The following is a 23,793-nucleotide window of genomic DNA, read 5'->3' as shown; positions in this document are numbered from 1 at the left end:
CTCATAAATTTCCATATAGAATAGAAATATGTAGTTTGATATAAAAAGGAGTTGATCGTCATATGTCAAAAAAATTAAGTAAATCCGAAACTGATAAAATGCTATTTGGTATATGTGGTGGTTTAGGAGAATACTTTGATATTAGTTCTACTCTCATTCGTATCCTTTGGCTCATTGCTGTTTTATGTTTTGGGACGGGGTTTTTAGTTTATTTTATTTGTTTATTACTTATGCCACGTTCGTACTAATGGCATCATTCCTATACTTAAGCGCAACATGTAAAAAATCACCTATAGAGTTCTTTTCTATAGGTGATTTTTTCATGAAGAATACTTCATCGTTAAATGTAGTACCGCCACTTCATCCTCATTATTTCGATAACTATGTTTCTTATTTGCTTCAAATTGAATGGAGTCAAACTCATTTAATTCATATACATCATTCTCCACTTGAATCGAAACTTTCCCTTTCATTACTGTTACAAGTTCAATAGCACCTTCATGATGAGCTTCCGGTTCGTATATACTATTCGATCTTAAACAGGCACGGTGCATTTCCATCCCTGTTTCTTTCGTGTAACGAAACATCGTTTCTAAATGCCACGCTTGTCCTACATCTACCGCAAACCCTTCTCCGCAGCGCGCAACAGCTACAGGTTCTCCAAAAACCATTAATCTTGATAAAGGAATTGATAACCCTTTCGTTATTTTCCAAATGACAGCTAACGTCGGATTCGTTTCGCCTCTTTCAATTTTTCCTAATGTTAATTTACTAACCCCTGTTTTTTGGGCTAATTCTTCTAAACTTAATTTTTGTTCATTTCGAATTTGTCTCAATAACTGTCCTACTTGCTGAATGACTTCTTTTGTTTGCATATCCTCATTTTCTTTCATCTATAAAAACCACCTTAAAGTATAAAATAGTTTACTTTTATTATCTTAAAGTATATTATACTATACGTAATCATTTTATTTCAAAAGGAGTGTTATACTTCATGCGCGCAATATTATTAGGCCTTTTATCATCAGCCTTCTTTTCTGCAACCTTTATTATTAATAGAGCGATGAATGTATCTGGAACAAGCTGGGCTTGGACAGCTTCCTTCCGCTTTTTATTCGCTCTCCCTATTTTATTCCTTATCGTTTTATTTCGCAAAAACTTAGGAGCTTTATGGGAAGAGTTAAAGAGGCATCCATTTGCATGGATCGGATGGGGATCCGTTGCGGGTATTGGTTTCTATTCTTTATTAAGTTTTGCAGCTGTCTTTTCTCCAGCTTGGCTAGTGGCTGGAACTTGGCAAGTTACGATATTAGCAGGTTTACTTTTATCACCACTATTTTTCATTAAAATAGAAACAAAGTCAGGTACGAAACTTGTACGCGGAAAAATTCCTCTTCGCAGTTTATATGTTGCACTATTTATTTTACTTGGTGTAATTTGTATGCAAGCGACTGCAGCAAGCCATATTACAATGAATCAGTTCATCTTAGGGTTTTTACCTGTCGTATTAGCTGCTTTCTTATATCCGTTCGGCAACCGAAAAATGATGGAACTTGTTGGCGGACGCCTTGATACGTTCCAACGTGTATTAGGCATGGCAATTGGAAGTCTTCCAATAACAATTCTACTTGGTATATACGGCTTTTCCACTACTGGTATTCCATCATCAACTCAAATGCTTCAAGGTTTTTTGTTAGCATTATGTTCTGGAGTCATTGCAACGATGACATTCTTCTTTGCTACCGATTTAGCAAAAGATAACCTCGCTTTACTTGGAGCTGTTGAAGCAACGCAAGCTGGAACGATGATCTTTACAGTACTTGGTGAAATTATTTTCTTGAATGGTTCATTCCCTAGTGGTCTTTCCCTACTCGGTATGATTATTATTATGTTAGGAATGGTTGCAAATAGTATTTTAAACCGTTCTGCTCCAGTCGTTAAACAGAAAAAATCAGCATAAAAAAAGAGTATGGTTCTATAACAAAGGGCCATACTCTTCTTTTATCCCGCTATTCGCCAGGCAGTAAGACCCCCATTGATTAAAGTTTCACTTTATTGTCCCCCTATTTCGCATTATCAGAATAGTATTTCATTAGCTGTTTACACTAAAACCTATGTTATAATACGTTTCATGCGCAATAATAGGAGGTAAATTATGTTAAAAAAAGCAATCGCTGAATTTATTGGTACATTTGTACTTGTATTATTCGGTACTGGAGTAGCTGTCACCGGCGGCGGAATTGAAGGAATTGGAACATTAGGAATCGCTATGGCTTTCGGTCTATCTATTGTAGCTATGGCATATAGCATTGGAACAGTTTCTGGATGTCACATTAACCCAGCAGTATCGGTAGCTATGTTCATCAACAAAAGAATGAACGCTACGGAACTTTGTTATTATGTATTAGCTCAAATTTTAGGTGGTTTATTAGGAACTGCAACGTTAGTAACAATTTTACGCTCTGCGAAAACACCTTTAGATAATTTAGGACAAAATGGTTTTGGAACTCTTGGTTTATCTGGAGCATTTCTAGTTGAATTCATTTTAACTTTCGTATTTGTTTTAGTTATCGTTGCTGTAACTGGTAAAAAAGGAAGTTCTTCTTTAGCTGGACTAGTAATTGGTTTCACATTAGTATTAATTCACTTATTAGGCATTCCGTTAACTGGAACATCTGTTAACCCAGCTCGTAGTATCGCGCCAGCTTTATTTGTTGGTGGAGAAGCACTTTCTCAACTATGGGTATTCATCGTTGCCCCAATTCTTGGTGGTATCGTAGCAGCTATTGTAGGAAAATTTATTTTAAATACTGAAAAATAGAATTTTCAATATTTCTGAATACAAAAAAGGCGAGCCCTCTTCATGAGGTAGCTCGCTTTTTTATTCTTTAATTTTAGACTTTAAATTTGTAACTAATTGGTCTACCGTTACGTTTGCAAGTACGTTTTCCATTGCTTCTTGTGCTTGCATTAAAATAATTTCTAATACTGATTGAATATTAGCTCCTACTGGACATTCAATGTTGGGATTTTCATGGAAGGAAAATAGATGTCCTTCTTCTACAACTTCCACTGCTTTATATACATCAAGTAATGTAATTTCTTCTAAATCACGAGCGAGTGTCGTACCACCTTTACCGGCCTGTACGTCAACAAGCCCTGCTCTCTTCAACATTCCTGTAATGCGACGAATCACAACTGGATTTGTATTCACACTACCAGCAATCCATTCAGAGGTACAGCGAGAGTTTCGATCTATCGCAAGTAAGGTTAGCATATGAACCCCTACTGTAAACCGACTACTAATTCCCATCTGCACACCCTCCTTTGTATTCATTCTATTAAAAGACGACTCTTATTATTATATACTATTTTTAATTTATACATAAAGAAAAAGCATGATTTCAATAGGAAATCATGCTTTCTTTTTTATTGACGTTTTATAAATTTCGCTAAATCTTTAAATTTCACTTTGTCTGAGTAATTCATTACACCGTTTACATAGATACGGCTTGTAACAGCACTTAATATACCGATTGTCGCTAAAAGAACCGCCATTGTTATCGTAATTTCTAACATACCAGCTTCACCAGCTACAAAGCGTGAGAATGTAATCATCGGGGTGAAGAACGGAACGTAAGAACTTACAACAACAACAGTACTATTTGGATCACCTAGCGATTTAATACTTATAAAGAATGCTGCCATTATTAAAATAGACACTGGCAAAATAACACCTTGTAAATCCTCAGTCCTAGAGACAACCGCACCAGCAGCCGCATACATCATCGCATAAAGGAAATATCCTGTAACAAAATAAATAAGGAACATACCGATAACTTGTGCATCTATCTTTGTAAAATCAATTGGTGCTCCAAATAATGAACCATTTTCTAGATCTACCCATCCTAGTAACCAAGGAACCAAGTAACCACATGCCAATACGGCAAGTTGTAATAACGCCGTTGAAACAACCGCTAAGATTTTTGCATACATCATCGTCAGTGGTTTTACTTTCGGAATCATAACTTCCATAACGCGAGAAGCTTTTTCAGAAGCTATATTCATCGCAATTGTACTTCCGAACATGATAATAAACATATACAAAGCAAATGTAAAGAAATATGCAATTCCTGCGGAAGCAGAACGATCTTTTATCGCTTCTTGTTTCACAGAAATTTCGGTTTGCAATTGCTGTGCAATTTCCGGTGAAACATTATGTTTAGCAATTGTTACTGCCGTATATTGCGCTTTTAAATAACTAGCTATAATTGTAGAAGTTGTTTCACTAGGTAACTTATTAAACATATACGTAACCTCTGGAACTCCATTCTTTTCGGTTACATGAAATAAACCATCCAGTTCGCCATCTTCTACTTGTTTATGCAGTTTATCAAAATCCACTTTTGAACCGACAGTTATTTTTGCTGATGGCAATAGCTTAGTTAACTCTTCTTTTTGTACTTTATATGTGGAACTTTCCGTTACAACTGCAATTTTATCTTTATCCTTATTTTTATCATCGCCTGAAGTAAAATGATTAAATGCAAAGATCCCAAACACAACTAAAAATAATATTGCACTTGTAATTAATGATTTTTTAGATAAAAACGCTTCTCTAAAATAGAATGAAAATACATGAGAAAATTTACGCATCTTTATTTCGCCCTCTCTACAAAGATTTCGTTTAACGTCGGCTCTAACATTTTAAATTGTCGTAAGCTAACACCTTGTTCTTGCAACTGTTGCAAAATGTTGAGAGCTTCTGCATCGCCCTGTACTTTCACATAAAGAAGGCCTTGTTGTTTTTCATACGGAACATGTATAGCTTCTAATCCCTTTTCATTCTCTTCAGTATCTTCAATCGTTAAATTACGGAAACCGTATTCTTTCTTAATATCACTTAACTGTCCTTTTACGACTGCTTCACCTTTTTTCAAAATACATACTTGTTGGCAAAAAGCCTCTACTTGTTCCATGCGATGACTGGATAAAATAATCGTCTTTCCGCTCTGTACTTGTTCTTCAATAATGCTAGCTAACATTCCCGCATTAACCGGATCTAGTCCGCTAAATGGTTCATCTAAAATGAGAAGTTCCGGATCATGAAGAAGAGCAGCAATTAATTGGATTTTTTGTTGATTCCCTTTTGAAAGCTCTCCTGCCGTTTTAAATTTATATTCCGGGATTGCTAATCGCTCTAACCAGTGATCAATAGCGCGATCTACTTCTTTCTTCGACATTCCTTCTAATCTACCAAAATATCGCAACTGATCTATTACTCTACTTTTTGTATATAAGCCTCTTTCCTCTGGTAAGTATCCAATCGTTACCCCACTATTCCCAAATGTTTTTCCATCCCATGTAATAGAACCTTCATTAGGTGTTAATAATCCAAGAAGCATCTTGATTGTTGTTGTTTTCCCTGCACCATTTCGTCCAAGCAATCCTAGCACTTCACCTTTTGGTAACGAAATTTGCAAACCGTTAACTGCTTTTGATTCTCCAAATAGTTTCGTTAAGTTTTGAATTTGTAAACTCAAAGTATAAAGCCTCCCCTTTAGTATCATTCGTACTCTCTGTTAAATCCTATGATTGTTCAGAATGAAATATAGTACTATATTTCATTCTCTTATATGTATCACCACACCTAATCCAATATTTGTTTCTTTTAGTTAAAACTGTAAATAAAAACCTTATTTTTGTCAATTATAATTGTCATTACAACAATACAACTTGTCAAAACAGGTATTATTATTTAACTCACCTTTCTAATATAGGACAGACTACTACATATACAAAAGACAATATGCAAATGTTCATAAAAAAAGTATTATATTTCGATATATAATATTAAATGATTTTCTAACATCGAGGAGGATACATATGAAGCTGAAAAGGGGTATTACCACTTTATTATCTGTAGCCGTTCTTTCCACATCGCTTGTAGCATGTTCAGGAACACCAGAGAAAACAATGGCGAAAGAAGAGAAAGTACAATTAACAGACCAGCAATTAATGGCTGATTTATGGTATCAAACAGCTGGCGAAACGAAAGCGCTATACTACCAAGGATACAATATTGGTCAATTGAAGCTTGATGCAGCCCTTGCAAAAGGGACAGAAAAAAAACCTGCTATCTTACTTGATTTAGATGAAACCGTTTTAGATAACAGTCCTCATCAAGCAATGAGCGTAAAAACAGGAAAAGGCTACCCTTATAAATGGGATGACTGGATTAATAAAGCTGAAGCCGAAGCTCTTCCAGGCGCAATTGATTTCTTAAAATATACAGAATCTAAAGGTGTAGATATTTACTACATCTCAAATCGCAAGACGAACCAACTAGATGCGACAATTAAAAATCTTGAGCGTGTAGGTGCTCCTCAAGCAACGAAAGAACATATATTACTACAAGATCCGAAAGAAAAGGGAAAAGAAAAACGCCGTGAACTCGTTTCTCAAACACACGATATTGTCTTATTCTTCGGTGATAACTTATCTGATTTCACTGGATTTGATGGAAAATCGGTAAAAGATCGCAATCAAACAGTAGCAGATTCAAAAGCACAATTTGGTGAGAAATTCATCGTTTTCCCTAATCCAATGTACGGCGATTGGGAAGGTGCTTTATATGATTATGATTTCAAAAAATCAGATACAGAAAAAGATAAAATCCGCCGTGACAACTTAAAATCATTTGATGCAAAATAAAAGAGGACGGCATTCGCCATCCTCTTTTATTGCATATTTCTCGTTAAAGGCAAAATAAACACTTCAACACGTCTATTTTTTGCTTTTCCTTCTTGTGTATTGTTCGGAGCAATCGGACGGTATTCTCCGTAACCAATTGCACTAAATTTTTCTGGTTGCAATTCTTTATTTTGAAGTAAAACCTGCATAAAATTAACAGCACGCTGTGTACTTAATTCCCAATTTGATGCAAACTGCGCATTTGCGATAGGAACATTATCCGTATGGCCAGATACTGTAATTTCACGAGGTGATGCGGAAACAAGTAGGTTAGACATCTCTTTTGCAATCCCTAACGATTCCAACTTCACATCTGCTTTCCCTGAATCAAATAGTACATTTTCTAATATTGTTACCATTAAACCTTTTTCAGTTAAATCGGTTTTAAAAGAAGAAGATAATTGCTTTTCCTCAATATACTTATCGATACTTTTTTGTAACGCTTTTAATTCATTCATTTCTTGCTTCTTCACTTCAGCTTCAGCATTTTTTTTATTCTGCTCAGACTCTAAACTACTTGCCGATAACTCTTTCTCATTATTCGGCTTTTGATCACTTAAAAACTCTTTATTTCCCGTTCCACCTGCTAGCTCACTTCGAAAAGCCACTGCCATCTGTTTGAACTTCGCAGCATCTATACTACTCATTGCAAATAAAACGATGAACAATGCAAATAACAGCGTTAACATATCAGAATATGGAATTAACCACGTTTCATCAATATGTTCATCATGTTTTTTCTTTTTGCCTCTTCTATTTTTTTTACTCCGCATTTTTTTCTGCTCCCTTTTCTAGCTTTTTACGCTCAGTTGCAGAAAGTGCACCTAAAATGCGGTTCTTCATAATAAACGGATATGTACCTTCTTGTAACATTAATAAACAATCAATAATTAAACGTTTTTTCTCGATTTCAGCTGCAGATTTTTGCTTTAATTTATTTGCAAATGGATGCCATAGTATATAACCTGAAAAGATACCAAAAATTGTTGCAATAAACGCACCTGAAATAGCATGTCCTAGTTTTTCAATATCAGTTAAATTTCCAAGTGCAGCCACAAGACCAATAACAGCACCTAAAACCCCTAATGTAGGTGCATATGTACCCGCTTGCGAAAAAATAGTAGCTCCTTTTGCATGCCTTTCTTCAATCGCTTCTAATTCAGCTTCTAAAATTTGTTCTAAATCCTCTGCCGATACACCGTCAATGACAAACTTCATGCCACGTAAAAGAAATTCATCTTGAATTTTATCTAATTGTTGCTCTAAAGACAAAATACCGTATTTTCTACTTTCAGATGTCCAATGAACAAATAATTCTAGCAACTGCTCATAACTTAAATCTTTTTTATTTGAACCAAAAAGAACTTTAAATAATTTTGGAATCCTTTTTAGTTGATCCACCGGAAATGCTATACATACTGCAGCAAATGTACCGACAAAAATAATTAATGCCGCGGCAGGATTAATTAAGGCCATTACGTCAGCGCCTTTGACGATCATCCCTACTACTACCGCCACTACTCCTAAAATGATTCCAATAATTGTTGCAAAATCCATTCCCATTCACTCCTAGTCTATACAAGAAGTTCTTTATCCTCGATAATCGCTACATCTTCTTATATGTATATATTACATAAAAAATGAATTTCATGAAAGATAAGAAATGAATTATATAAAAAAATACTACAATTTCACACATTTTCTGATATTTTCTGACATTTTCTTTGCATTTCTATTACGTTACGACTCTTATATTTCTTTTTCAATAAACTAGATTTATAATAAAAAAACGATACGTATTTTATTAAGAAAGGACTGTAATTACAAGGCATCATGAAAAAGAAAATAATTATTTCTGCCGCTACTATTGTAATTGGTATCACATCTTTCACTTATTTCGGCTCTAAATCACCTCTACAAAACAAGGCGAAAGCTGTCGAAAGTCAAAAACATAGTAACCACCAAAAAGAAGAGATTCCTGCTTTTCCAAAAGCTGATCATAATGCAAAGAAGCTAGATGATAATTTTTCCGTTGTAACAAATCCAGATTCTGCTCTTGTATTAGTCAATAAACATCGCAAATTACCAGATGGGTACATTCCAGAAGATTTAACGAAACCGAACGTACCATTTACTAGTCCAAAAGATAAAGAGAAAACATTACTTCGTCAAGATGCTGCAGACGCTCTTGAAAACATGTTCCAAGCAGCAAAAGAAGAAGGAATAGAACTGACAGCAGTTTCAGGTTATCGTTCTTACAAACGTCAACAATCATTACATAACACATATATTAAGCGCCAAGGAAAAGCTGAAGCGAATTCAGTAAGTGCAATTCCTGGGACGAGTGAACATCAAACTGGTTTAGCAATGGACATTAGTTCAAAATCTGCTAAATTCCAATTAGAGCCTATCTTCGGAGAGACTGCAGAAGGAAAATGGGTTGCGGAACACGCCCACGAATTTGGTTTTGTTATTCGTTATTTAGAAGATAAAACAGAAACAACAGAATATGCATATGAACCGTGGCATTTACGCTACGTTGGTAATCCATACGCTACCTACATATATAAACATCATTTAACATTAGAGGAAGCGATGGACGACAAAAAATAAGAGAGCGATTTGCTCTCTTATTTTTCTTTCACTCTATCATTGTAGTAATTTTTTCTTCCATTCTTCAGGCCACGGTTCGCCTCTTCCTGTTTTTTTCGATGCTTGAACCATCATTCCACGGCCAACTAAACATACTTCTCCTTCTGCATTTTTCACCATATAGTGTAAATCTAAAGAAGAATTCCCAACTGATCCTGCTTTTACATACACCTTCAACTGTTCATCAAAATAAATTTGCTTAATGAAATTACATTGTAAATCAGCAACAACGATCATCGTTTCTGATGATTCATGTGTCCATTCTTGCATAAATCCGAGCTCTTTAAATAGTGCGATACGAGCCTCTTCAAAATAAGTAAAAGCAACGACATTATTTACATGCCCAAACATATCTACTTCCCCAAAACGAACTTTTACAGGATTGTAAAATGAAAAACCACTTTCCCACTTCTCAAAGTCTTCAATGTAAGAAACTCTTTTCATGGTTCTCTCTCCTTCCTTTCAAATAAACAGAATAGACTGAAAAATAATATTATAAATATTGCCTCTTCAAGATGAAGAGGCAATATTTATTAATAGTTATTGTCGCTACCAAAGAAATCTTTGAACGATTGAATTGTTGTATCACGGTTTAATGCTGCAATTGAAGTTGTTAATGGAATACCTTTTGGACATGATTGCACACAGTTTTGAGAGTTACCACAGTTTGCAAGTCCTCCATCTCCCATAATTGCACGTAAGCGATCTGCTTTATGCATTTCACCAGTTGGATGTGAGTTGAATAAACGCGCTTGTGATAACGGCGCTGGTCCAATAAAGTCAGATTTACTGTTTACGTTTGGACATGATTCTAAGCACACACCACATGTCATACATTTTGAAAGTTCATAAGCCCATTGACGTTTTTTCTCAGGCATTCTTGGTCCCGGTCCTAGGTCATACGTACCGTCAATTGGAATCCAAGCTTTAACGCGTTTTAACGCATTAAACATACGGCTACGGTCAACTTGTAAGTCACGTACAACTGGGAATGTCTTCATCGGCTTTAAACGAATTGGTTGTTCTAACTGGTCAATAAGAGCTGTACATGATTGACGTGGTTTTCCATTAATCACCATCGAACAAGCACCACATACTTCCTCTAAACAGTTCATATCCCATGCAATCGGAGTCGTCTTGTTTCCTTTTGAATCAACAGGATTACGACGAATTTCCATAAGTGCCGAAATAATATTCATATTTGGACGATACGGAATTTCAAACTCTTGGTCAAATTCTTGCGCATCTGGTCCATCTTGCCTTGTAATGATGAGGCGGATTGTTTTCTCAGACATGTTGCTTATCCCCCTTCTCTTCACCCTTAGCAGCTACATCATGTTTTGAAGAATAGTCACGTTTACGTGGTTTAATTAATGAAACATCCACGTCTTCGTAATGGAATGCTGGTGCATTTCCTTCTCCCTCAAATTTCGCCATCGTAGTTTTTAAGAAGTTTGCATCATCACGATTTGGGAATTCTGGTTTATAATGCGCTCCGCGGCTTTCATTACGGTTATATGCGCCAATTGTAATAACACGTGCTAACTCAAACATATTTGCAAGTTGACGTGTAAACGAAGCACCTTGGTTACTCCATCTTGCTGTATCGTTAATGTTAATACGTTTGTAACGAGCCATTAACTCTTCAATTTTTGCATCTGTTTCTAATAACTTTTTATTTTCACGAACTACTGTAACGTTATCTGTCATCCATTCTCCAAGCTCTTTATGCAGAACATACGCATTTTCGTTACCATCAAGCGTTAAAATATTGTTAAATTTCTCTGTTTCGATTAATTCATTTTGTTCATACACAGTAGATGAAACAGCATCAGATGATTTAGAAAGACCTTTCATATACTCAATTGCGTTCGGTCCTGCTACCATACCACCGTAAATTGCTGATAATAGTGAGTTTGCACCAAGGCGGTTACCACCGTGCATTGAGTAATCACACTCACCTGCTGCAAATAAACCTGGAATACTCGTCATCTGTTTATAGTCAACCCATAGTCCGCCCATTGAATAGTGAACAGCTGGGAAGATTTTCATTGGTAGTTTACGAGGGTCATCCCCTGTAAATTTCTCATAGATTTCAATGATTCCACCAAGTTTAATATCTAGTTCTTTCGGATCTTTATGAGAAAGATCTAAGTACACCATGTTTTCACCGTTAATACCTAGTTTTTGCTCTACGCAAACATCAAAGATTTCACGCGTTGCAATATCACGAGGTACAAGGTTTCCGTAAGCAGGATATTTCTCTTCTAAGAAGTACCATGGCTTACCATCTTTATATGTCCAAACACGTCCACCTTCACCACGTGCAGATTCACTCATAAGACGTAACTTATCGTCCCCAGGAATTGCCGTTGGATGGATTTGAATGAACTCACCGTTCGCATAATATGCGCCTTGTTGATATACAGCAGATGCTGCTGTACCTGTATTGATAATAGAGTTAGTTGATTTTCCAAAGATGATACCAGGGCCCCCTGTTGCCATAATCACGGCATCAGCTTGGAAACTTTTAATCTCCATAGTTTGTAAGTCTTGTGCAACGATTCCTCGGCACACACCTTCGTCATCAACAACAGCTCGTAAGAAATCCCAACCTTCATATTTCGTTACAAGTCCTGCTACTTCGTGACGACGTACTTGCTCATCTAATGCGTATAGTAATTGCTGTCCAGTTGTTGCACCAGCAAATGCTGTACGGTGATGTTGCGTTCCACCAAAGCGACGGAAATCAAGAAGTCCTTCTTCCGTACGGTTGAACATAACACCCATACGGTCCATTAAATGAATAATACCAGGTGCTGCTTCACACATTGCTTTAACTGGTGGTTGGTTCGCTAAGAAATCCCCACCATAAATTGTATCGTCAAAGTGGATCCATGGAGAATCCCCTTCACCTTTCGTATTTACGGCACCGTTAATTCCGCCTTGGGCACATACAGAATGTGAACGTTTTACTGGTACTAAAGAAAATAGTTCAACATTTACTCCTGCTTCTGCCGCTTTAATCGTTGCCATTAAGCCGGCCAAGCCACCGCCGACTACTATAAGTTTCCCTTTCATGCTCTCCCACTCCTTACTGGTTTGCTAGCTGTGGATCGATGAACGCTAATAATGCACTCACACCTACATAAGATAGTCCTAAGAAAATAGCTAATGTTACATAAGTAGAGATTCTTTGTGAACGTGGAGATACTGTAATTCCCCAGCTAATGCAGAATGTCCATAGTCCATTTGCAAAGTGGAAAATTGTTGAAACAACACCAACTAAGTAGAATGCAAACATAGCTGGATTGCTTAAAATATCTGCCATCATATCATAGTTTACCTCTTTACCTAACATTGCTTGAATACGAGTTTCCCAGACGTGCCAAGAAATGAAGATCAGCGTAACGATACCTGAAATTCTTTGGAAGACGAACATCCAGTTACGGAAATAACCGTAAGATACCGCATTGTTCTTAGCTGTAAATGCAATATATAAGCCATATATAGCATGGTACAGTATAGGTAAAAAGATGATGAAAATTTCTAGCGCATACCGGAATGGAAGGAGCTCCATAAAGCCTGCAGCTTTGTTAAAAGCCTCTGCTCCTCTTGTTGCAAAGTTGTTTACAATTAAATGTTGCGTCAAAAAGACACCAACCGGGATGACCCCCATTAATGAGTGCCACTTACGAAACGTATACTCGCGGCCTTTCATGTCCCCATTACCCCCTTGAATGTTTGACTGCTGTTTTCAGATTAATTTACAACAATAATGTTTTTTCACTATTGGCATAAGAAAAACTGAAAAAATTATTCGAAATATTTCAGCATAATTTGATACCAAGTTCATTTTACTCCTATTTTTGTCGAAGCGTCAAGAAAACGTATACATAATTTGCATATAATTTGCCAATTCTTTTTTTCTTCTTATATATTCAGATTTTCATAAAGAAAAATCTGTTTTTATAAATGGGAAATGTTATATAATAATCCCTATAGAAAGAGGGGAATATTGTGAGCAAAAATACAATCGATATAACATCTTTAGAAGATGTTTCATTGAACGCCTTCGCTTATGAATTGCTACGTGAAGAATTACTACCTGATTTAATTGGTAACGATTTAGATGGTATTTTATACTGGGCCGGTAGAAACCTTGCAAGAAAATATCCGCTAGAAACAATTGAAGAAGTTATTCAGTTCTTTGAAAAAGCTGGTTGGGGCACTTTAAGCATTATTGAACATAAACGTCGTGAAATGCAGTTCCAACTTAAAGGCACACTCATTACTGAACGTCAAAAACAAAAAAGACATTCTTCTTATCAATTAGAAGCTGGATTCATCGCTGAGCAAATTCAGAAGCAACGAAACGTCGTTGCTGAGTCCTACGAAGAACAGAAAAAACGTTCAGACTCTATTACATTTCTTGTGAAATGGGATATAAAAGATTCCATTGAAGTGTAGCATTATCTACAGTCAACTAGACATATAAGTTTAGTTGACTTTTTTGTATTTTCATTCAGATGTTTTTATTTCAAATCTTCAGAAATTATAACAAAAAACAGAAGACATTGTAAACTACAACGTCTTCTGTTTTGTTAAATAAGTATAAATTGTTTCCGCGACATTTTTCGGCATACCCGCTTCGACAAATTCCGCTACAGAAGCCTCTTTCATCTTCTTTAATGAACCAAAATGTTTCAACAATACCTTTTTCCGTTTATCACCGATTCCCGGAATATCATCTAGTGCTGATTGAATAACAGATTTTCCGTGTAATTGACGATGGAATGTAATCGCAAATCGATGCACTTCATCTTGAATACGCTGCAATAAATAAAACTCTTGGCTATTCCTCGAAAGCATTACAGGTTCCGGCGGGTCCCCAATAATGAGATGCGATGTTTTATGCTTATCATCTTTTACAAGTCCTGCCATCGGAATATATAAACCAAGTTCATTTTCAAGAACATCACTAGCCGCAGCAAGATGCCCTTTTCCGCCATCAATAATGATTAAGTCCGGCAGAGGTAAATTCTCTTTTAATGCCCTCGTATAACGTCGTCTCACAACTTCTCTCATAGACTCATAATCATCTGGTCCTTGAACCGTTTTAATTTTATATTTCCGATATTCTTTCTTCGCTGGTTTCCCATCAATAAAAGCAATCATTGCAGAAACAGGATTTGTCCCTTGAATATTTGAGTTATCAAATGCTTCAATACGATAAGGTGTTTCAATCCCGAGCTGCTTCCCTAAATGGTCTACAGCTTTAATCGTCCGTTCTTCATCACGTTCAATTAAATAAAATTTTTCTTCAAGAGCAATTTTCGCATTTTTATTTGCTAATTCTACAAGATCTTTTTTCTTACCACGTTTCGGCTGTGTCGCTTCAACTTCTAAAAAGCGCTCTACTAATTCTGAGTCTATACTTCCGGGAACGACAATTTCCTTCGGTTTAAAATGACTACTGTTTTCATAAAACTGACCGATAAATGTTAAAAATCCCTCTTCCGGTTCATCATAGATTGGAAACATCGAAACATCACGTTCAATTAACTTTCCTTTTCGAACAAAGAAAACTTGAACGCACATCCATCCTTTATCAACTGCATAGCCAAATACATCACGATCCACTAAGTCACTCATAATCATCTTTTGTTTTTCCATAATTGCATCCATATGAGCAATTTGATCTCGCAATTCTTTCGCTCGTTCAAATTCTAGCTTCTCTGAAGCCTCATACATCTTTGTTTCTAATTCTGAACGGATTTCTTTATGCCCGCCATTTAAAAACTTAATAATTTCATCTACAATTTCTTTATTTTGTTCTTCCGTCACTTCCTTCACACACGGCGCTAAACATTGGCCCATATGATAATACAGGCAAACTTTATCTGGCATATTCGTGCATTTACGAAGCGGATACATACGATCTAACAGTTTTTTCGTTTCATGAGCGGATTGTGCATTCGGATAAGGACCAAAATACTTTCCTTTATCTTTTTTTACGTTTCGCGTAATGAGTAAGCGCGGCTGTTTTTCAGCTGTAATTTTAATAAACGGATATGTTTTATCATCTTTTAATTGAATATTATATTTTGGATCATGCTTTTTTATTAAATTTAACTCTAAAATAAGAGCCTCCAAATTGGAGGAGGTTACAATATATTCAAAATCTACAATTTCTCCTACAAGCCGAAGTGTTTTCCCATCATGCGAACCAGTGAAGTACGAGCGCACACGATTTTTAAGCACTTTTGCCTTTCCGACATATATAACCGTTCCTTGCTTATCTTTCATTAAATAACAACCAGGTTGATCTGGTAAAATAGCCAGCTTCTCTTTCAAATGTTCGTGCACTCGTCTACCTCCATTTCTACATGCTTAGCATTTTTATTTTCACACGAAAACATACTATGCCAAAACACCCAACATACGTTCTTTTATTGTAACGGAAAGCCTGTAAAAAAGAAAATAAAAAAAGCTACCAAATGGTAGCTTCTTTATTTTAGAAGTGTTTAGAAACTAATTCTACTAACGCTTCTTTCGGTTTGTAACCTAATGCTTGATCAACCACTTTACCGTCTTTTAATACGAAAAGAGCTGGAATGCTCATTACTTCGAATTGACGAGCAGTTTCTTGATTTTCATCCACGTCTACTTTTACTACTTTTACTTTTTCGCCTAGTTCTGCATCGATTTCCTCTAATACAGGAGCGATCATTTTACAAGGGCCACACCAAGGTGCCCAGAAATCTAATAATACAACACCTTCGCTAGTTTCAGATGCGAAGCTTTGGTCATTTGCATTTACAATTGCCATTTTATTTCCTCCTTCAAGTATATTCTACCAAGAGTATATCATTATCTTATATACGTGGCGAATAATATGTATCGTTATGTATTGTAACAAAAAAACGTTCCTTTATACTATATAAAAATACGGATTAAATACTAAAAAGATGAGAGACAGGGGATCTCTCACCTTTTTCTATATATAGGGGTACTTCACTTGGAACTCAAGGGTACTCAAATCATGAATGTACTTTTAACTTTTTAAACTCTTCTGTTAAAAGAGGTACGACTTCAAATAAGTCACCGACAATACCGTAGTCAGCTACTTTGAAGATACTTGCTTCTGGATCTTTATTAATCGCAACGATTATTTTTGAGTTAGACATACCAGCTAAATGCTGAATCGCACCAGAAATACCGCATGCAATGTATAAGTCTGGCGTAACAACTTTACCAGTTTGACCGATTTGCAATGAGTAATCGCAATACTCAGCGTCACAAGCACCACGAGATGCCCCAACAGCGCCGCCTAATACGTCAGCCAACTCTTTTAATGGCTTAAATCCTTCTTCACTCTTCACACCGCGTCCGCCAGCGATAATAACTTTCGCTTCAGAAAGGTCAACACCTTCTGCAGTTTTACGAACAACATCTTGAATAATTGTACGTAAATCTTTCACATCAACTGTAATAGATGACACTTCACCCGTGCGAGAATCATCTTTTTCAAGAGTTGCAATATTATTTGGACGCACTGTCGCAAATAATATACCGTCTGTTACGATCTTCTTCTCAAACGCTTTACCAGAGTAAATTGGACGCGTGAAGATAACATTTCCACCTTCAACCTCTAAAGCAGTTACGTCAGAAACTAAACCAGCTTCAAGTTTCGCCGCTAATTTTGGTGATAAGTCTTTACCAAGCGCTGTATGCCCAAATACAATACCTTCTGGTTTTTCTTCAGCATATACAGCTAAAAACGCTTGTGCATAACCATCAGACGTATATGATTTTAATTTATCATTTTCAACTGTCACAACGCGATCTGCACCGTAATGAATCAATTCATTTGCAAAAGAGGCAACGCCGTCTCCAACTAGAAGACCTACCACTTCACCGCCTTCTGCAATTGTTTTTGCTGCTGCTACCGCTTCAAACGAAACGTTACGTAGCGATCCGTCACGAACTTCACCCATTACTAATACTTTACGAGCCATAGATTTTCCCTCCTGCATATATAATTTCGTATTTTATTAGATTACTTTCGCTTCTGTATGGAGCAATGATACAAGTTCTTTTACTTGATCTTGCAGCTCGCCTTGTAACACTTTTCCTGCATCTTTCTTAGGAGGCAAATAGATTTCAATTGTTTTTGTCTTTGCTTCCACATCTTCTTCTTCTAAATCTAAATCATCTAATTCTACTTCTTCTAGTGGCTTTTTCTTCGCTTTCATAATACCTGGAAGCGATGGATAACGCGGTTCATTTAAACCTTGTTGTGCTGTTACTAAAACCGGTAATGATGTTTCAATTACTTCTGTATCCCCTTCAACATCACGCTCGATTTTTACATTTGTACCGTCAATTTCAAGCTTTGTAATTGTCGTTACATATGGAATATTTAACGCTTCTGCTACACGTGGACCAACTTGTCCAGATGCACCATCAATCGCAACGTTCCCACCTAAAATTAAATCTACTTCTTTATCTTTCAAATATTCAGCAAGTACTTTCGCCGTCGTGAACTGGTCACCATTTTCAACATCATCTTCAATATTAATTAATACCGCTTTATCGCAGCCCATCGCTAGTGCAGTACGAAGTTCTTTCTCACTATCTTCGCCACCAACTGTTACGACAGTAACCTCTCCACCTTGTGCATCTCTTACTTGAATTGCTTCTTCAATCGCATATTCATCGTAAGGGTTGATGATGAATTCCGCTTCGCCATCGTAAATTGCACCGTTTTTAATTACGATTTTTTCTTCTGTATCAAATGTTCGTTTCATGAGTACGTAGATGTTCATTCCATTTACCCCCTTATTTTTCAGAAAGATTCTATCAATTTTAAGATTCTGTTAATTTATATTAAAAAAATAATTGAACTACCTGCCACTAAATGAAGGTTTACGCTTTTCTAAAAATGCCGCTACACCTTCTCTTCCATCTTCACTCGTAAATACTTCACCAAAAACTTGAGCTTCGTGCTGTACACCCTCATAATAATGAGACGATTTTGTTGTTTGCAATAACTCTAATACAGCACGAGTTGTTGCTGAACTTTTCCCTGCAATTTGTTTTGCAATTTTAAGCGTATCGTCTAAAAGTGTTTCTTCAGAGAACACTCCGTTAACAAGCCCCCATTTTAATGCTTCTGCACCAGTAATTGGTGTACTTGTTAACATCATTTCACAAGCTTTTGCTTTCCCAACATAACGTGGTAAACGCTGTGTACCTGCAAAGCCAGGAATTAATCCAAGTGTCAATTCAGGTAAACCAAGTTTTGCACTTTCAGTTGCAAAGCGCATGTGGCAAGACATAGCAAACTCAAGGCCGCCGCCAAGTGCCGCTCCATGAATTGCCGCAATAACTGGTTTTGAACATTTTTCTACGCGCTCAAACGTAACTTGTCCAAGCTGCGCCAGTTCAGTCGCTTGCTTCGCTTCAGTAACAGATGTAAATTCTTTAATATCTGCTCCTGCTGAGAAAAAGCGTCCTTCACCATGGAGAACAACAACACGGATGTTATCATCCTTTTCCACTTGATCGATTAACTCAGTAACATCATGCATAACTTGTGAAGACATTGCATTCGCTGGCCCGTGGTTTAACGTTGCCACCGCGATATGGTCTTCAACTCTTACAGATAGGAATTTCAACATGACCCCTCCCATTATTGACGATAACCACAAGCTGCAATAAGTAGCCCATGTACCGTTTTTGAAAGTGCGACCAGATCATACTTATGATCGCTCATTACCCAATTGGTCACAACTTCATCTACTGTTCCAAAGATCATTTGTCTTGCCACGCGAACATTTAAATCCGCTTGGAATTCACCTTGCTTTATACCTGTCTCTAAAATCTCATCCATAACTTGTAAGTAGCCTTTTAATACATCATTTATTTTAAGGCGCAAGTCTTGATTGGACTGCCTTAGCTCTAATTGTGTAACGATAGCAAGAGGATCATTTTGTGACAACAGCAAGAAGTGCGTTTCTACCAACATGAATAACTTCGCTACAGCGCTTTCAATTCCTGCTGTTTTTTGACGAATTGTTTCGACAAATTCCCCCATCTTCTCCTGGAATAAGGATATTAATATATCTTCTTTATTTTTAAAATATAAATAAATCGTGCCGTCAGCTACCCCAGCTTGCTTTGCGATTTTAGAAACTTGCGCTTGGTGGTATCCATTCTCCGCAATCACAATGACTGCTGCATCAATAATTTGATTATATTTCGGTCTATTTTTCTTCACTTTACTGTCCCCTTCAAGAAGATGACTGAATGAATAGTCATTCATATTCTTATAATACTGACTATTTAGAAAAGTGTCAATCCTATTTTTTCAAAAAGAAAGGGCCTCAGCCCGTTTGCTCATCCTCATTCTTTCTCTTCTCTTCATCTATTAGAACACGGCGTAAAATTTTGCCTACCGTCGTTTTCGGCAACTCACTTCTAAACTCATATACTTTCGGGACTTTATAAGCTGCTAAATATTTACGCGCAAACTGATCTAGTTCCTCTTCAGAACATTCGGCGCCTTCTTTCAAAACAACAAACGCTTTTACAGTTTCACCTCGGTACGGATCAGGAACACCGATTGTTACTACTTCTTGCACCTTTTCGTGTTCATATAATACTTCTTCTATTTCACGAGGATAGACGTTAAAACCACTAGCAACAATCATATCCTTCTTACGATCTTTCACATAGAAAAAGCCATCCTCATCCATGTATCCTACATCACCTGTATGGAGCCAGCCATCTTGCAGTACAGCTACCGTTTCCTCTGGTTTATTCCAATACCCTTTCATGATTTGTGGGCCCTTAACAACAATTTCACCAATTTCACCTGGCGGTAATGCCTCTCCTGTTTCAAGTGACATGATGATTGCCTCTGTATCTGGCCACGGCACCCCAATACTTCCTGGCACACGTTTTTCCCACAAAAAATTCCCATGTGTAACTGGTGATGATTCCGTTAATCCATAACCTTCTACTAATTTACCGCCTGTAACTCTCTCAAACTCCTCCTGTACTTCTACCGGGAGCGGTGCAGAACCACTAATACAAGCTTGGATAGAAGAAATATCATACTCTTTTAAAAGAGGACTATTTAAAAGTGCAATATAAATAGTTGGTGCCCCTGGAAATAGTGTGACTTTATGTTTTTTTATAGCTTCAAAAACCATTTTCATGTCAAACTTCGGAATAAGGACCATTTTATATCCTTGCATAATACTTAAATTCATTACAGCTGTCATCCCGTACACATGAAAAAACGGAAGGACGCCGAGGATTACTTCTTCTCCTTCTTTACAATTATATAGCCAATGTGCTCCCATTAATGTGTTCGAAACGAGGTTTTTATGCGTTAACATAACTCCTTTAGGAAATCCTGTCGTTCCCCCTGTATACTGCAAAAGCGCTAGATCATTTTCAGGATCACATGGAACTTCAACATTAGCATTACTTTCTCTTTCTACTGATTTCCATAGATGAATCGTTTCACTTTCCAACACATTCACAACAAGATTTGCCTGCTTTTTTTGTACAAATGGATACAATAGATTTTTAGGGAAGGGTAAAAAATCTGCAATACGAGTTACGATAATATGTTCAACTTTTGTAGAAGATTGAACATTCGTCACTTTTGGAAACACTAAGTCGAGACAAAGAATTACTTTTGCTCCCGAGTCATAGAGTTGGTACTCAAGCTCTCTTTCTGTATAAAGAGGATTCGTTTGTACGACAATACCACCCGCAAGCAAAATACCATAATAACCAATTACAGATTGCGGACAATTCGGTAGCATAATCGCAACCCTATCACCCTTTTCAACACCAAGCCTTTGAAGGTAATTCGCAAACTTCTTTACCTTGTCATGGAAATCTGAAAATGTAATATCTTTACCTAAAAAGTGAAGCGCTTTCTTTTCTGGATAACGAGAAACCATTTTCTCTAAATATCCATGAAGTGGCTGAATATCATAAGAAATAGTACTAGGAATTTCCTCTGGATAACTTTTCAACCAAGGTTTTTCCACCTTCATTCCCCCTTCAAATACATAAAAAAATAAATGAATGTTCATTCATGATGGTTGTTTTCATTATATTATAGTCACCACAGCGTTACAATCATAATATTCTGACTTTTATATAACTATGCTTTACTTCATTAACTTCTTATTATATGTATAAACTCTCCTAATCTTAAAAGAGTAAGAGAGTTATTAGTTAGCTTAATCTTATAATCGTTAACACCGCTCCTGGGGTAGTTGTTGATAATGTTGCAACAGCTAACAAACCAAATAATTGCAGACTGATTGCACTTCCCGCTGCCAAGGTCGTAATAATTGTTGCACTAAAAGATGTGGTTGCTAGCGCAGGAGCATTGATAGTCCCAGCAAGCGGCGCTCCATTAATTGTAATTCGTGAACTTACTAATAACGAAGCTGTTATATTAATTGTATATGAAATATAATAATTCCCTGCATTTGCAGCTGTAAATACTGTGTTCCCCCCAGACACTGTAATCCCTGGACCGATATTCTGATTGTTCGGAAGCTGGACATTTGTTCCACCAAGTAGTACCGATATTGCTGTACCCGACGTATTATTTGCAAAAGCATATGTTGCCGTTATACTTGTGCCTGTTGCTCCTGTTTCGCCTGTTGGACCTGTTGATCCCGTTATTCCTGTTGCTCCCGTTGGACCCGTTGCTCCCGTTGCTCCCGTTACTCCCGTTGGACCCGTTGCTCCTGTTGCTCCCGTTGCTCCTGTTGATCCCGTTGCTCCCGTTACTCCTGTTGGACCCGTTGGACCGATCTTAGGAACTGTCCCGTCGCAACTAAAACAGCATGAATCAACATGTACACCATTTTGATTATTACACCCACAATATCCATTTGTATTATTGAGCCATGAAGACATGTTGATCACTTCCTTCAAATTCAATCTTTTAAGTACAAACAACAAATTAGAAAACACCTATCTAAATAACAAAGAAATACTTTACTCAGTGGAGCTAAGCACAGATTTACTCCATACATTCTAGTAATTATTACATGCGATTCCCTCTCCTTTCGCTTGTACTTTCGCCCCATCTACACAGATTATTAACCACACACATTGCACTTTCATACACAGCCCAATTCCCATCCAAACTCCCCATATTCGCCAATTTTTTAGTAAAGAGGCTTACTCTTCTAAATGGCGACTACAATATATAAAAATCCTCATAATATGTTATTTTTCGTCAAAATTTTAAAAATATATTGACACTTAAAATATCCCCATAGTATGATTTGGTTGTTATAATTGATAACGATTTTCAATATCGTTTATTACAAATAAAAAAATTATTTTGGGGGCAGAAAATGAAGAAAATTATCAGTATTTTCATAGTAGTTCTTCTATTCGCTGTTGGATGTGGACAGCAAAAAGAGGAGAAAAAAGAAACAAAGACAGACGACAAAAAGCAAGCTATAACAATTAAACACGCTGAAGGGGAAACGAAGTTAGATAAACCAGCGAAAAAAGTTGTTGTACTTGAGTGGGTATATTCAGAAGACTTATTAGCTCTTGGTGTTCAGCCTGTAGGGATGGCAGACATTAAGAATTATAATAAATGGGTAAATACAGCAACAAAACCAAATAAAGATGTTGTAGATGTAGGAACTCGTCAACAACCAAACCTAGAAGAAATTAGCCGTCTAAAACCAGATTTAATCATTACAGCTTCATTCCGTGGTAAAGCGATTAAAAATGAATTAGAACAAATTGCACCGACAGTTATGTTCGACCCATCAACAAGCAATAACGATCACTTTGCTGAAATGACAGAAACATTTAAACAAATTGCAAAAGCAGTTGGAAAAGAAGAAGAAGGTAAAAAAGTATTAGCTGATATGGATAAAACATTTGCTGATGCAAAAGCAAAAATTGACAAAGCAAACTTAAAAGATAAAAACATTGCAATGGCACAAGCATTTACAGCTAAAAATGTGCCAACATTCCGTATCTTGACTGACAATTCTACAGCTTTACAAGTTACAAAAAAATTAGGTTTAACAAATACATTTGAAGCCGGAAAATCTGAGCCAGACGGTTTCAAACAAACAACTGTGGAATCATTACAAAGTGTACAAGATTCAAACTTCATTTACATTGTAGCGGATGAAGATAACATTTTTGACACTCAACTAAAAGGCAATCCTGCTTGGGAAGAATTAAAGTTCAAAAAAGAAGACAAAATGTATAAATTAAAAGGCGACACTTGGATTTTCGGTGGTCCTGAGTCTGCAAAATCTTTAGCAACACAAGTAGCAGATGTAATGACAGCGAAGAAGTGATTAT

General features: G+C 36.6%; 25 protein-coding genes. 7 read left to right on the top strand and 18 right to left on the bottom strand.

Translation table 11 applies throughout. From position 1 onward, the window contains the following. Positions 1-62 precede the first annotated feature (62 nt). Complete coding sequence (locus COI75_RS05615; protein WP_000038723.1) at positions 63-248, top strand: PspC domain-containing protein; 186 nt, start codon at positions 63-65, stop codon at positions 246-248. Between the two features lie 72 nt (positions 249-320). On the opposite strand, the gene COI75_RS05610 is transcribed toward COI75_RS05615, so the two are convergent. Beyond that, positions 321-893 (bottom strand): helix-turn-helix domain-containing protein, encoded by a 573-nt coding sequence (locus tag COI75_RS05610; protein ID WP_000661926.1) that lies wholly within the window; start codon positions 891-893, stop codon positions 321-323. A 101-nt stretch (positions 894-994) separates the two neighbouring features. Between COI75_RS05610 and COI75_RS05605 the strand changes: the two genes are divergently transcribed. After that, a complete protein-coding gene (locus tag COI75_RS05605) occupies positions 995-1,960 on the top strand; it encodes a DMT family transporter (protein WP_001201641.1) in 966 nt (321 codons plus the stop codon). Between the two features lie 195 nt (positions 1,961-2,155). Then, positions 2,156-2,821 carry an aquaporin gene (locus COI75_RS05600; RefSeq protein WP_000913215.1) on the top strand — a complete coding sequence of 222 codons (666 nt, stop codon included), beginning with the start codon at positions 2,156-2,158 and terminating at the stop codon, positions 2,819-2,821. 60 nt (positions 2,822-2,881) lie between these two features. On the opposite strand, the gene COI75_RS05595 is transcribed toward COI75_RS05600, so the two are convergent. From COI75_RS05595 to COI75_RS05585, 3 genes are all read right to left on the bottom strand, one after another. Further along, positions 2,882-3,313 carry an Rrf2 family transcriptional regulator gene (locus tag COI75_RS05595; protein ID WP_000512995.1) on the bottom strand — a complete coding sequence of 144 codons (432 nt, stop codon included), beginning with the start codon at positions 3,311-3,313 and terminating at the stop codon, positions 2,882-2,884. Positions 3,314-3,429: 116 nt separating this feature from the next. Next, positions 3,430-4,656 carry an ABC transporter permease gene (locus COI75_RS05590; RefSeq protein WP_001224969.1) on the bottom strand — a complete coding sequence of 409 codons (1,227 nt, stop codon included), beginning with the start codon at positions 4,654-4,656 and terminating at the stop codon, positions 3,430-3,432. 2 nt (positions 4,657-4,658) lie between these two features. Continuing rightward, entirely contained in the window at positions 4,659-5,543 is an 885-nt protein-coding gene (locus COI75_RS05585; RefSeq protein ID WP_000058108.1) for an ABC transporter ATP-binding protein, read from the bottom strand. A 343-nt stretch (positions 5,544-5,886) separates the two neighbouring features. On the opposite strand from COI75_RS05585, the gene COI75_RS05580 reads away from it, so the two are divergent. Next, positions 5,887-6,714, top strand: coding sequence for a 5'-nucleotidase, lipoprotein e(P4) family (locus tag COI75_RS05580; protein ID WP_000769498.1), 828 nt, complete (start codon positions 5,887-5,889; stop codon positions 6,712-6,714). Positions 6,715-6,740: 26 nt separating this feature from the next. Here COI75_RS05580 and motB read toward each other — a convergent pair whose 3' ends face one another. After that, entirely contained in the window at positions 6,741-7,526 is a 786-nt protein-coding gene (gene motB / locus COI75_RS05575; protein WP_001256742.1) for a flagellar motor protein MotB, read from the bottom strand. After that, positions 7,516-8,310 (bottom strand): flagellar motor stator protein MotA, encoded by a 795-nt coding sequence (gene motA / locus COI75_RS05570; protein ID WP_000344848.1) that lies wholly within the window; start codon positions 8,308-8,310, stop codon positions 7,516-7,518. Before motA ends, motB begins: the two co-directional genes overlap by 11 nt. A gap of 276 nt (positions 8,311-8,586) precedes the next feature. On the opposite strand from motA, the gene COI75_RS05565 reads away from it, so the two are divergent. After that, on the top strand, positions 8,587-9,366 hold the full coding sequence (locus tag COI75_RS05565; RefSeq protein ID WP_000726847.1) for a M15 family metallopeptidase: 780 nt from the start codon (positions 8,587-8,589) through the stop codon (positions 9,364-9,366). Positions 9,367-9,402: 36 nt separating this feature from the next. On the opposite strand, the gene COI75_RS05560 is transcribed toward COI75_RS05565, so the two are convergent. The 4 genes from COI75_RS05560 to sdhC all read right to left on the bottom strand — a co-directional run bounded on the left by COI75_RS05560 (position 9,403) and on the right by sdhC (position 13,126). Continuing rightward, entirely contained in the window at positions 9,403-9,849 is a 447-nt protein-coding gene (locus COI75_RS05560) for an acyl-CoA thioesterase (protein ID WP_000832686.1), read from the bottom strand. An 89-nt stretch (positions 9,850-9,938) separates the two neighbouring features. Beyond that, complete coding sequence (sdhB, locus tag COI75_RS05555) at positions 9,939-10,700, bottom strand: succinate dehydrogenase iron-sulfur subunit (protein WP_001291829.1); 762 nt, start codon at positions 10,698-10,700, stop codon at positions 9,939-9,941. Further along, positions 10,693-12,486 (bottom strand): succinate dehydrogenase flavoprotein subunit, encoded by a 1,794-nt coding sequence (gene sdhA, locus COI75_RS05550; RefSeq protein WP_000676747.1) that lies wholly within the window; start codon positions 12,484-12,486, stop codon positions 10,693-10,695. The genes sdhB and sdhA overlap by 8 nt, the downstream gene beginning before the upstream one ends. Positions 12,487-12,499: 13 nt before the next feature. Continuing rightward, the gene (gene sdhC / locus COI75_RS05545; protein WP_000678358.1) at positions 12,500-13,126 is read right to left on the bottom strand and encodes a succinate dehydrogenase cytochrome B558; all 627 of its coding nucleotides are present in this window, start codon (positions 13,124-13,126) and stop codon (positions 12,500-12,502) included. A 299-nt stretch (positions 13,127-13,425) separates the two neighbouring features. Between sdhC and COI75_RS05540 the strand changes: the two genes are divergently transcribed. Next, positions 13,426-13,875 carry a YslB family protein gene (locus tag COI75_RS05540; protein WP_000042213.1) on the top strand — a complete coding sequence of 150 codons (450 nt, stop codon included), beginning with the start codon at positions 13,426-13,428 and terminating at the stop codon, positions 13,873-13,875. Between the two features lie 114 nt (positions 13,876-13,989). On the opposite strand, the gene uvrC is transcribed toward COI75_RS05540, so the two are convergent. The 8 genes from uvrC to COI75_RS05500 all read right to left on the bottom strand — a co-directional run bounded on the left by uvrC (position 13,990) and on the right by COI75_RS05500 (position 22,368). Beyond that, positions 13,990-15,774 carry an excinuclease ABC subunit C gene (gene uvrC / locus COI75_RS05535; RefSeq protein ID WP_000544281.1) on the bottom strand — a complete coding sequence of 595 codons (1,785 nt, stop codon included), beginning with the start codon at positions 15,772-15,774 and terminating at the stop codon, positions 13,990-13,992. A 148-nt stretch (positions 15,775-15,922) separates the two neighbouring features. Further along, the gene (gene trxA / locus COI75_RS05530) at positions 15,923-16,237 is read right to left on the bottom strand and encodes a thioredoxin (protein ID WP_001018946.1); all 315 of its coding nucleotides are present in this window, start codon (positions 16,235-16,237) and stop codon (positions 15,923-15,925) included. Between the two features lie 211 nt (positions 16,238-16,448). Continuing rightward, positions 16,449-17,426, bottom strand: coding sequence for an electron transfer flavoprotein subunit alpha (gene etfA / locus COI75_RS05525; RefSeq protein WP_000101954.1), 978 nt, complete (start codon positions 17,424-17,426; stop codon positions 16,449-16,451). A gap of 36 nt (positions 17,427-17,462) precedes the next feature. Next, positions 17,463-18,236: an electron transfer flavoprotein subunit beta gene (gene etfB / locus COI75_RS05520; protein WP_001029037.1), complete on the bottom strand. Its 774-nt coding sequence runs from the start codon at positions 18,234-18,236 to the stop codon at positions 17,463-17,465. Between the two features lie 78 nt (positions 18,237-18,314). After that, on the bottom strand, positions 18,315-19,091 hold the full coding sequence (locus COI75_RS05515; protein WP_002095250.1) for an enoyl-CoA hydratase: 777 nt from the start codon (positions 19,089-19,091) through the stop codon (positions 18,315-18,317). An 11-nt stretch (positions 19,092-19,102) separates the two neighbouring features. Then, on the bottom strand, positions 19,103-19,690 hold the full coding sequence (locus COI75_RS05510) for a TetR/AcrR family transcriptional regulator (RefSeq protein ID WP_000742216.1): 588 nt from the start codon (positions 19,688-19,690) through the stop codon (positions 19,103-19,105). 106 nt (positions 19,691-19,796) lie between these two features. Further along, positions 19,797-21,482 (bottom strand): long-chain-fatty-acid--CoA ligase, encoded by a 1,686-nt coding sequence (locus COI75_RS05505; protein ID WP_000414727.1) that lies wholly within the window; start codon positions 21,480-21,482, stop codon positions 19,797-19,799. A gap of 190 nt (positions 21,483-21,672) precedes the next feature. Further along, complete coding sequence (locus COI75_RS05500) at positions 21,673-22,368, bottom strand: BclA C-terminal domain-containing protein (protein ID WP_098448254.1); 696 nt, start codon at positions 22,366-22,368, stop codon at positions 21,673-21,675. A gap of 446 nt (positions 22,369-22,814) precedes the next feature. On the opposite strand from COI75_RS05500, the gene COI75_RS05490 reads away from it, so the two are divergent. Further along, a complete protein-coding gene (locus COI75_RS05490) occupies positions 22,815-23,789 on the top strand; it encodes an ABC transporter substrate-binding protein (RefSeq protein ID WP_000720875.1) in 975 nt (324 codons plus the stop codon). Positions 23,790-23,793: the final 4 nt, after the last annotated feature.

This window comes from Bacillus cereus, assembly GCF_002564555.1.
GTDB classification, from domain to species: Bacteria; Bacillota; Bacilli; order Bacillales; family Bacillaceae_G; genus Bacillus_A; species Bacillus_A cereus_K.
Note: the sequence above shows the minus strand (reverse complement) of the source record. Positions and strands in the feature narration are given on the sequence as shown.

Coding starts and splice junctions, on each gene's coding strand:
- COI75_RS05610 (WP_000661926.1), bottom strand. CDS start 893: ATGAAAGAAAATGAGGATATGCAAACAAAAGAAGTCATTCAGCAAGTA.
- sdhC (WP_000678358.1), bottom strand. CDS start 13,126: ATGAAAGGCCGCGAGTATACGTTTCGTAAGTGGCACTCATTAATGGGG.
- COI75_RS05615 (WP_000038723.1), top strand. CDS start 63: ATGTCAAAAAAATTAAGTAAATCCGAAACTGATAAAATGCTATTTGGT.
- etfA (WP_000101954.1), bottom strand. CDS start 17,426: ATGGCTCGTAAAGTATTAGTAATGGGTGAAGTTCGTGACGGATCGCTA.
- sdhB (WP_001291829.1), bottom strand. CDS start 10,700: ATGTCTGAGAAAACAATCCGCCTCATCATTACAAGGCAAGATGGACCA.
- COI75_RS05600 (WP_000913215.1), top strand. CDS start 2,156: ATGTTAAAAAAAGCAATCGCTGAATTTATTGGTACATTTGTACTTGTA.
- COI75_RS05605 (WP_001201641.1), top strand. CDS start 995: ATGCGCGCAATATTATTAGGCCTTTTATCATCAGCCTTCTTTTCTGCA.
- sdhA (WP_000676747.1), bottom strand. CDS start 12,486: ATGAAAGGGAAACTTATAGTAGTCGGCGGTGGCTTGGCCGGCTTAATG.
- motA (WP_000344848.1), bottom strand. CDS start 8,310: ATGGATTTTGCAACAATTATTGGAATCATTTTAGGAGTAGTGGCGGTA.
- etfB (WP_001029037.1), bottom strand. CDS start 18,236: ATGAACATCTACGTACTCATGAAACGAACATTTGATACAGAAGAAAAA.
- COI75_RS05560 (WP_000832686.1), bottom strand. CDS start 9,849: ATGAAAAGAGTTTCTTACATTGAAGACTTTGAGAAGTGGGAAAGTGGT.
- COI75_RS05590 (WP_001224969.1), bottom strand. CDS start 4,656: ATGCGTAAATTTTCTCATGTATTTTCATTCTATTTTAGAGAAGCGTTT.
- motB (WP_001256742.1), bottom strand. CDS start 7,526: ATGCGGAGTAAAAAAAATAGAAGAGGCAAAAAGAAAAAACATGATGAA.
- COI75_RS05500 (WP_098448254.1), bottom strand. CDS start 22,368: ATGTCTTCATGGCTCAATAATACAAATGGATATTGTGGGTGTAATAAT.
- COI75_RS05565 (WP_000726847.1), top strand. CDS start 8,587: ATGAAAAAGAAAATAATTATTTCTGCCGCTACTATTGTAATTGGTATC.
- COI75_RS05490 (WP_000720875.1), top strand. CDS start 22,815: ATGAAGAAAATTATCAGTATTTTCATAGTAGTTCTTCTATTCGCTGTT.
- COI75_RS05580 (WP_000769498.1), top strand. CDS start 5,887: ATGAAGCTGAAAAGGGGTATTACCACTTTATTATCTGTAGCCGTTCTT.
- COI75_RS05595 (WP_000512995.1), bottom strand. CDS start 3,313: ATGGGAATTAGTAGTCGGTTTACAGTAGGGGTTCATATGCTAACCTTA.
- trxA (WP_001018946.1), bottom strand. CDS start 16,237: ATGGCAATTGTAAATGCAAATGACCAAAGCTTCGCATCTGAAACTAGC.
- COI75_RS05515 (WP_002095250.1), bottom strand. CDS start 19,091: ATGTTGAAATTCCTATCTGTAAGAGTTGAAGACCATATCGCGGTGGCA.